General features: G+C 76.0%; 6 protein-coding genes. 4 read left to right on the forward strand and 2 right to left on the reverse strand.

The features are described from left to right. Positions 1 to 127: 127 nt before the first annotated feature. From ACFVGY_RS00680 to ACFVGY_RS00690, 3 genes are all read left to right on the forward strand, one after another. Positions 128 to 2,422 (forward strand): protein kinase, encoded by a 2,295-nt coding sequence (locus tag ACFVGY_RS00680; protein ID WP_385668738.1) that lies wholly within the window; start codon positions 128 to 130, stop codon positions 2,420 to 2,422. Between the two features lie 48 nt (positions 2,423 to 2,470). Further along, the gene (locus ACFVGY_RS00685; protein WP_385668741.1) at positions 2,471 to 4,261 is read left to right on the forward strand and encodes a hypothetical protein; all 1,791 of its coding nucleotides are present in this window, start codon (positions 2,471 to 2,473) and stop codon (positions 4,259 to 4,261) included. Between the two features lie 159 nt (positions 4,262 to 4,420). Then, on the forward strand, positions 4,421 to 5,761 hold the full coding sequence (locus ACFVGY_RS00690) for a S28 family serine protease (RefSeq protein ID WP_385668744.1): 1,341 nt from the start codon (positions 4,421 to 4,423) through the stop codon (positions 5,759 to 5,761). Here ACFVGY_RS00690 and ACFVGY_RS00695 read toward each other — a convergent pair. Beyond that, positions 5,748 to 6,386 carry a hypothetical protein gene (locus ACFVGY_RS00695; RefSeq protein WP_385668747.1) on the reverse strand — a complete coding sequence of 213 codons (639 nt, stop codon included), beginning with the start codon at positions 6,384 to 6,386 and terminating at the stop codon, positions 5,748 to 5,750. The genes ACFVGY_RS00690 and ACFVGY_RS00695 overlap by 14 nt on opposite strands. A gap of 163 nt (positions 6,387 to 6,549) precedes the next feature. On the opposite strand from ACFVGY_RS00695, the gene ACFVGY_RS00700 reads away from it, so the two are divergent. Beyond that, positions 6,550 to 6,807, forward strand: coding sequence for a lipopolysaccharide assembly protein LapA domain-containing protein (locus ACFVGY_RS00700; RefSeq protein WP_385668750.1), 258 nt, complete (start codon positions 6,550 to 6,552; stop codon positions 6,805 to 6,807). Here the strand turns inward: ACFVGY_RS00700 and ACFVGY_RS00705 are convergent. After that, positions 6,776 to 8,065: a SagB family peptide dehydrogenase gene (locus ACFVGY_RS00705; RefSeq protein ID WP_385668753.1), complete on the reverse strand. Its 1,290-nt coding sequence runs from the start codon at positions 8,063 to 8,065 to the stop codon at positions 6,776 to 6,778. The two genes, ACFVGY_RS00700 and ACFVGY_RS00705, sit on opposite strands and share 32 nt — an antisense overlap. Positions 8,066 to 8,198 lie beyond the last annotated feature (133 nt).

Genomic DNA, 8,198 nt, shown 5'->3' on the forward strand with positions numbered 1-8,198 from the left:
CGGCCGTGCGCGACGCCGGGCGAGCGGCAGGTCGGCGGGGGTTCGCGGCCCGGCTTGACTGCCGGGCGGCGGGACCGGTAGCAAAAGGGCAGCACCCGCGCACGGTGCGGAACGGGGGTGCTCGCACATGAATCCGCTGGGACCGGGCGATCCGGCCTCGGTCGGCGACGGCCGCTACCAGTTGACGCACCGGCTCGGCCAGGGCGGCATGGGGGTGGTCTACCTGGGCCGTTCCCCGTCCGGGCGGGCCGTGGCCGTGAAGGTCGTACGCCCCGAGCTGAGCACCGAGCCCGGTTTCCGGCGCCGCTTCGCCGACGAGGTGGCGGCGGCGCGGCGCGTCGGCGGCTTCCACACCGCTCCGGTCGTCGACGCCGATCCCGACGGCGACCCGGCCTGGCTGGTGACCGCGTTCGTACCCGGGCCGACCCTGGCCACGGTCCTGGCACGGGTCACGGCCCTGCCCGTGGACACGCTCACGGTGCTGGCCGCCGGGCTCGCCGAGGCGCTGGAGGCGATCCACCGGGCCGGGGTGATCCACCGCGACTTCAAGCCCGCGAACATCATCATCGCGGAGGACGGCCCCCGCGTCATCGACTTCGGCATCGCCCGCGCGCTGGACGGTACCGCCCTGACGCAGACCGGCATGCAGGTGGGCACCCCTGGCTTCCTGTCTCCCGAGCAGCTCACCGGGGGCGCGATCACGCCCGCTGTGGACATGTTCGCCCTCGGCGTGGTGCTCACCCAGGCCGCGGGCGGCTCGCCGTTCGGCGACGGCCCGGCGACGGCCCGGCACTACAAGGTGGTGTACGAGGAGCCGGACCTGAGCGCGGTCCCCGGCGAACTGCGCGAGCTCGTCGCGGACTGCTTGTGCAAGGACCCGGCGGGCCGGCCGACCTCGGGCGACTTCCTCCGCCGGCTGATCGTCCGCTGGCCCACGGAGGGCTGGCTGCCGGACGCGGCGATGGCCCTGCTGCACCGGCAGGACGACCCGGTGCCGTCCGCGGCCGCGGAGCCGGTACCGTCCCCGGCGCCGGTTCCGACGCCGACGCCGACGCCGGTCTTGGACCTGGATTTGGCTCCGGCTCCGGCTCCGGATGCCACTCCGACCACGGCGACCGGCCGGGCGGAGACCGTGGCGGACCCGGGCGCTCCGTCCGAGGCGACAGCGGCGGACGTACCGGATGGGGCCGCCGCCCCGCTTCGGACGCCCACGGTGGCGGGAGCGCCCGGCCCTGAACGGCCGGCGGATGCGCAGGCCGTCACCCGGACCGGAGCCGGGCCGCGAGCCGGAGCCGGAGGCAGGGCCGGCATCACTGCCGGGGCCGCAGTCGCTGCCGGAGCTGCGGGCGCTGCCGGCGCCGGAGTCGCTGCCGGTGTCCCGTCGGCGGAGGCCACCGCGGCCGGGGAGCCGGCCGGGCGACGGCCCGGCCGTACCACCGCCGTGCGCGCGGCGGCCGTGCTGCTCGCCCTGTCCGCGGTGGGTCTCCTGGTGTGGCGGCCGTGGTCCGGCTCCTCCGGGAACCCCGGTGCGGCAGGTCCCGACAGCCCCTCCGCCTCCGCTCCCGCCTCGCCGTCCGCGTCCGCCGGCCCGGCCGCGTTCCCCACCGCCCCGGTGCTGGTCCGTCAGGACACCGCAGCGGGCTGGCCGCAGGACTGCCACGGCGTGATCTCCCGCCGCGACCCGGGTGCCGCGGCGCCGGTGCGACTGACCGCCGGTGACGCCTGCGCCATGCTCCCCCAGTGGTCCCCGGACCGCCGGTCGTTCGCCTACACCCAGGTCACCGCGCAGGGTGCGGCCGTCTGGACGGCCAACGCCGACGGCTCGGACCCGCGGCGGGTGGCGGCCATCGCCGGCGGGCGGGTGTCCTGGTCCCCCGACGGCACCCGGCTCGCGGTGCTGCGCGCCGAGAAGGGCGTGCAGCAACTGTTCGTGGTGAACGTCGCCGACGGCTCCGCCCGTCAGGTGACCGCCGGCACCGGCCAGGTGGAGGACCCCGCCTGGTCGCCGGACGGCAAGCGGATCGCCTTCTGCATGCCGTCCGGCAAGGACGACTGGCAGATCCACGCGGTGGACGCCGACACGCCGGGGGCCGCCCCGCAGCAGCTGACCCGGTTGCCGCATCCGGCGCTCGACCCGGTGTGGTCGCCGGACGGCCGCACGTTCGCGTACACCGCGGGAACGTACGGGCGGGGGGCGCAGGGTGACATCCGCCTGGTCGGCACCGACGGGACCGGCGACCGGGCCGTGGTGGCGACGGACGCCCACGAGATGGACCCGGCCTGGTCCCCGGACGGCAGCTGGCTGGCCTTCGTGCGGGGCCCGTACGAGAAGCCGGTGATCTGGGCGGTGCGTGCGGACGGTACCGATTCCCGCTCCCTCACCACCGCGTCGGCGACCGAGGGTCACCCGGCCTGGCGCTGACCGGCCCCGCCCCGGACGCCGTGCGCCCGGCGCCGTAGGGTCGCGATCATGCTGGACGGAATCGACGACATCGACTGGGCCGCACTGGAGCACGCGTACGGTACGGCGGACGACGTGCCGGAGCTGCTGCGGGCCGCCGGCTCGGCGGACCCGCGGGTGCGCGACGGGGCGTTGGACGAGCTGTTCTCGTCGCTCTGCCACCAGGGGTCGGTCTACTCGGCGACGGCCGCGGCCGTGCCGTTCCTGGCCCGGCTCGCGCTGGACGGGCCCGGTGACCGTCTGGGGCTGCTGTGGCTGTTGCACGGAGCGGCCGACGGGGCGGGCCCGGAGTGGCGGCAGGTGCGGCGGGCGGTCGCCGCGGCGCTGCCGCCGCTGCTGGCGCTTGCGGCCGACGCGGACCGGTCCGTTCGGCGCACCATGGTGTGGATCATCGCCGCGTGCGAGGACGCGTCCCTGCCGCTGATGCCGCTGTTGCGGGCCCGGCTGGCGGAGGAGGACGACGCGGAGGTACGGGCTGACCTGGTCACGGCGCTCGGCCTGCTCGACGTCTCGCCGGAGGCCAGGCAGAAGCGCAACCGGGCGCTGCTGTCCGACGCGGAGCCGCTGGTGCGCGGGGCGGCGGTGACGGACCTGCTGCGGACCGCGCCCCTGCCGTTGCCGGCGGCGTGGGTGGATGCGGCCCTCGACGTGTGCGGGGCGGGGTCCGTCCACGACGGGTGCCATCCGTGGCCCGCCGGCTACCGGCCGCTCGGGGAGCGGCTCCTGGACGATCCGGAGGCCGCGCTGCGGGCGGTACGGCGCGGGATCCCGCTGGCCTGGGAGCTCACCGAGAAGTGGCGGGACCGGGAGCGGGACGTCCTGCCGTGGCTCGCGGAGTCGGCCGCGGACGTGGAGGACCTGTGCCGGGTGGCGAGGGTGGGTGCCACGCTGGAGGGCGGTGCACCCGCGCCGTTTCTGGAGCCCTCGCTGCGGTCCGAGGACCCGGCCGTGCGGCTGGCGGCGGTGCATGCCGCGGTGCGGCTGCGGGTGCCCGGCGCGCTCGGGATGGTCCTGCGCCTGATGGACGAGTTGCCGGAGGAGACCGCGACGCTCGCGCCGACTCCCGTGTCGGCTCCCGGCGCGGTGGTACGGGCGGTGGTGGAGGTGTTCGGGGCGGCGGCCCTGCCGGTGGCGCGCCGCGTCGCGGACCGGCCGTGCGCCGGGTGGGTGGACGCGCTGCTGCCCTTCCCCGAGCTCGCCGCGGGATGCGCGGCGGACCTGGTCCGGCTGCTGCCGGCCTCGGCGGGAGTGCTCGCCTCGCTGGGCCCCGCGGTGGGCGCGGGGGCGGTGGCGGCCCTGCGCACCGGGGCCGACGCCGGCGACCTGGACGCAGCGACGCTGCTGGCCCGTGTCACCGGGGATGCGGGTCCCGCGGTGGCCGTGGTGCGGGCGCTGCCTGACGCCGTGGCCCGGCGCACGGCGGCTGTGCGGGTGGCCGCCGAACTCGGCCCGGCCGCAGGGGCTTTGCTGCCGCTGGTGGAGGAGCGGCTGCTGGCTCCCGCCCGGGAGAGCCGGACGGACGCGGCTGCCGCGATCTGGCGCGTCACGGGCCGAACGCACGACACCGCGCCGGTCATCGCGGACCAGCTCGCCCGCGGCCGCGACCTGCACGAGCCGCACCTGGGTGCGCTGCGCGCCCTGGTGGCGATGCGGCTGCTCCCGGACGCAGCCCGGACCGCGGTGGAGCACATCGCCTTCTCCCCGCGACGTGTCGTCTCCGGCTTCCCGTGCGACGGCACGCCGCACCCCGACCTGACGGCGAGGCGCCTGGCCCGGGAGCTGCTGGCGCTGCCCGGCTGAGGGTGTGGCCCTGCTCCCGGGCCGGGGGCAACAGCAGGCCGACGCCGTCCGGTTGCCATCCTCCCAGCCACAGGCAGGGGCCGTCCTCCCCCGCACGGGGGAGACGTCTTCCCCGCGCGGGGGATCCGCGGCGGGGGTCGGCCGGGGTTTCCTGAAGACATGAAGATGACGATGAAACGCCTGGTCACCGTGGCCGCGGTGGCGGTTCTGGCAGCGATCGGACCGGCCGCTCCGGCCGGGGCCGCCCCGCAGGACGACGGCATCCGGGCCCGGGTCGGGGCGGTTCCGGGGATGCGGTTGCTCGGCGAACGGCCCGGGGCCGACGGGCAGACCGTCCTCGACCTCGCCTTCCGGCAGCCCGCCGATCACCGGCGTCCCGAGCGGGGGTCGTTCGAGCAGAGACTGACGCTGGTGCACAAGTCGGTCGACCGCCCGATGGTGCTGTACAGCAGCGGTTACGACCTGGGGTCCGCGCCGCAGCGCCTGTCGGAGCCGGCGACGCTGCTGGACGCCAATCAGATCACCACCGAGCAGCGGTTCTTCGGGGCGTCCCGGGGCGCGGACCAGGACTGGTCCACGCTGACCGTCTGGCAGGCGGCGAGCGACCACCACCGCCTGGTCACGGCGCTCAAGCAGCTGTACCGCGGCGCGTGGATATCGACCGGCGGCAGCAAGGGCGGGATGACGGCGGTCTACCACCGCCGCTTCTACCCGGACGACGTGGCCGGCACGGTCGCCTACTCCGCGCCCAACAACACGGACGACCGGGACGACCGTGCCTACGACGCCCGCCTGGCGCAGGTCGGCACCGCCGAGTGCCGGGCCGCCCTCATGGAGGTCCAGCGGCAGGCGCTGATACGCCGTGAGGCGATGACGCAGCGGTACGGCCGCTGGGCGGAGGGGCAGAAAGCGACCTTCGGGACCATCGGCAGTGCGGACCGGGCCTTCGAACTCGCCGTACTGCGTCTGCCGATGATGTTCTGGATGCACCAGCCTGCGGACGGTTGCGCCTCGGTGCCAGGCGCGGACGCGTCCGACGACGCACTCTACGCATGGGTCGACAAGGTGACGCTGCTTCGCGTGTACACCGACCAGTCGCTGCGGCCCCACACGCCGTACTTCTACCAGCTGGGCACCGAGCTCGGGTACGCGACGTTCGCCGCCCCGCATCTGGAGGGACTGCTGCGCCACCCGGGCGTGCAGGAAGTCCGGTCGTACGTACCGCGGGAGATACCCCTGCACTTCCAGCGGGGCGCGATGGCGGACATCGACCGCTGGGTGCGGCTCCACGGGCGGTCGCTGATGTTCGTCAACGGCGAGAACGACGTGGCGGTCGCGGAGCCCTTCCGCCTGGGCTGGGGCACGCGCGACTCGTACCTCTTCGGGGTGCGCGACGGCAGCCACCACATATCCATCACGGGCCTGCCCCCGGCCGACGCCGAACGGGCCACGGCCGCGCTGCGACGCTGGGCCGGCCAGGCCGGGGTCAGTCGAGGGTGAACTGCCAGTAGGCGGTCTCGCGGTATCCCTTGTCGGGCGGGCAGACCTGGACGGTGACGGTCATGCCTTTCCTGCTCGGCTTCACGCGTACCGGCACGGTACGCGCCCCGTCCTCGGCCAGAGGCGGCATCAAGGCGGCGGCGGACTCGTCGAGGTTCAGCCACCGGACGCTGTCGGGGGCGTAGTCCTCCAGGGTACGCCCGGCGCGCACCACGACGGGCGCGGGCCCGTACTCGGAGGCGGCGGATGCGGCGGACTCGCCGGCGGGGTGCTGCTCCTCGTCCGTGCCGTTGCGGTAGGTGACGGTGAAGCGGTAGGTGCCGTCGGCCTCGGGGCGGGGCCTGCCGACGGTCACCTTCAGGCCGTCCTCGTAGCGGGCGGTGGCGCCCGGACCGAGAGGGTCGGCGACGCTGCCGTCGGCGCCGCCGGTCTGCTCCAGCTGCCCGTACCCGTCGAGGCCCTTCGCCACCTCGTCCAGCGCCCACAGGCCGAGGCCGGCCAGGCCGGCGAGCACGAGCAGCGTGATCCCGCACCCCTTGAGCCACGCCGGGGTCCGCGGGCCGGTCCCGGAGGCGGCGCCGGGGTGGCCGGCGCGGGGGTCGGGGGGCGTGGCGGTCGCTGTCATGCGGCCACCTTAGGAGGGCGCGGCCGCGGGATCATGAGCGGTGGTACTCACCTCGTGCTGAGTAGCGGGCCCGTCAGGGGTGTGCCGGTCCGGGCGGTGTCCGGCGGCACATGCCCATGAAGGCCCGTTCGCCCTCGGCCGCGAGCACCGCGATAATGGGCATATGAGACAGAAGGCCTCAGCGGGTCACCAGCCGTCGACCTTGACCGTCAAGGGCCGCGACGTGCGCTTGCGCACCATCGGCTTCGTCGTCCTGGCCGCCCTCGCCATCTGGTTCATCGCCGTCAACACCGGGCCGGTCACCGTCAGGTTGTGGGTCCCCACCGTCACCATCCCGCTCTGGGTGGTCCTCACCGTCACCCTCGTCGTCGGCATGCTCCTCGGCGTGTTCATCGCGCGGCGCCGGGCCGCCCGCCGGTAGCGGGCGCGTTGCGGCGGCCCACTGGAAGCAGGTACTGCAGCGGCTGCTCCAGGTCGTCCAGGCCCAGCAGTTCGTGTGCCAGGTCGTCGTGGAAGCCGCCGAGCGGAGTGCCGCCCAAGCCCAGGGCCGAGGCCGTCAGGAGCAGGGTCTGAGCCAGGTGCCCGGTCTCCAGCAGGGCCAGGCGCAGGGCGCGCAGACCGTAGCGGCGGCGCAGCACGCCGAGGTTCGCGTACACCGCGAGGACGGCCGGCGCCCCGTCGATGCCGATCCAGTCCGGGTCCGCCGACGGACGGGACAGGTACGTCGACAGCGCCTTGATCTGTGACGGCTCGGGGACCGGGCCGATCCGGCGCAGCGCCCGTCCCTCCGGCACGCAGTCGTACGTGCCCGCGGGGACCCCGGCCACGTCGAGCACCAGCAACCGGACCCGGGCCGTGTACAGGGCGCCCGCACTCGGATAGGGGCGGTGGACCAGCGTACGGGCCGTGCCGTCGGCCAGGGGTTGTTCGGAGCGGCTGCTCTCGGACAGGGAATTCCACAGGAGCGCACCCAGGGTGCCGGCGTCCAGCGGCCCGGCGAGGGCGCCGCGCAGCGAGGACCGGTCGGCCAGCACGGCGCCCAGCGGCACCTCCGGCAGCGGGTCCGCGGGCAGGGCGAGCTCCGGCCCCGCCGCCGCGGGCCGCGGGGCGGGCAGCGACCGCAGGGCCGTGTCCTCGCCGCGGCCGACCTGGAACTTGCTGCGCTCCAGGTACTGGACGTCGGCCGCGGTGTGCCCCTGCGGGAAGAAGCCCGGCGGCTCGTCGGTCTCCAGCAGGGTCCGGGCGGCGAGCCGGCAGACCGCCCGCTCCTCGTCGGGGGTGACGCCGAGCCGGTTGAACAGCATGTGGAGCTGCGAGGCCCAGATCCATGCCGTCGTCTCGGGTGCGGTGTCCGGGGTGCTCCCCGCCGGGGTGGTCCCGGCACGCAGCAGTGCGTCGGCCTCGCGGACCCGGTCCGCCCACCGGCCGAGCCAGCCGCCCACGGTCCCGGCTGCGAGGTGTTCGCGTACCCCCGCAGCACGCCGCGCCAGGCCCGTACGCTGCGCCGCGTAGACCGAGTTGACGCGCGCATGCACGGCGGAGCCCGGCAGCAGCGGCACGTCGGTGACCCATCGCCAGCCCGCCGCGTGGCGGCGCAGCCAGCGCGCCGTGGTCAGCCGGTCCATCCCGAGGGCGTACGCCGTCGCGTGCGCCAGGTCCGCGGCGAACGCCAGCCGCACCGCCGCCCCCGCGCCCGCCCCCCCCGCCCCCCCCGCGGGGGGGGCCCCCCGGGGGGGGCCCCCCCCCGCCCCCCGCCCCCCCCCCGGGGCCCGCCCCACCCCCCCCGCGCGCGCGGGGGGGGCGGGCCCCCCC

This window comes from Streptomyces sp. NPDC127106 (genome assembly GCF_042677605.1).
Classification (GTDB): Bacteria; Actinomycetota; Actinomycetes; order Streptomycetales; family Streptomycetaceae; genus Streptomyces.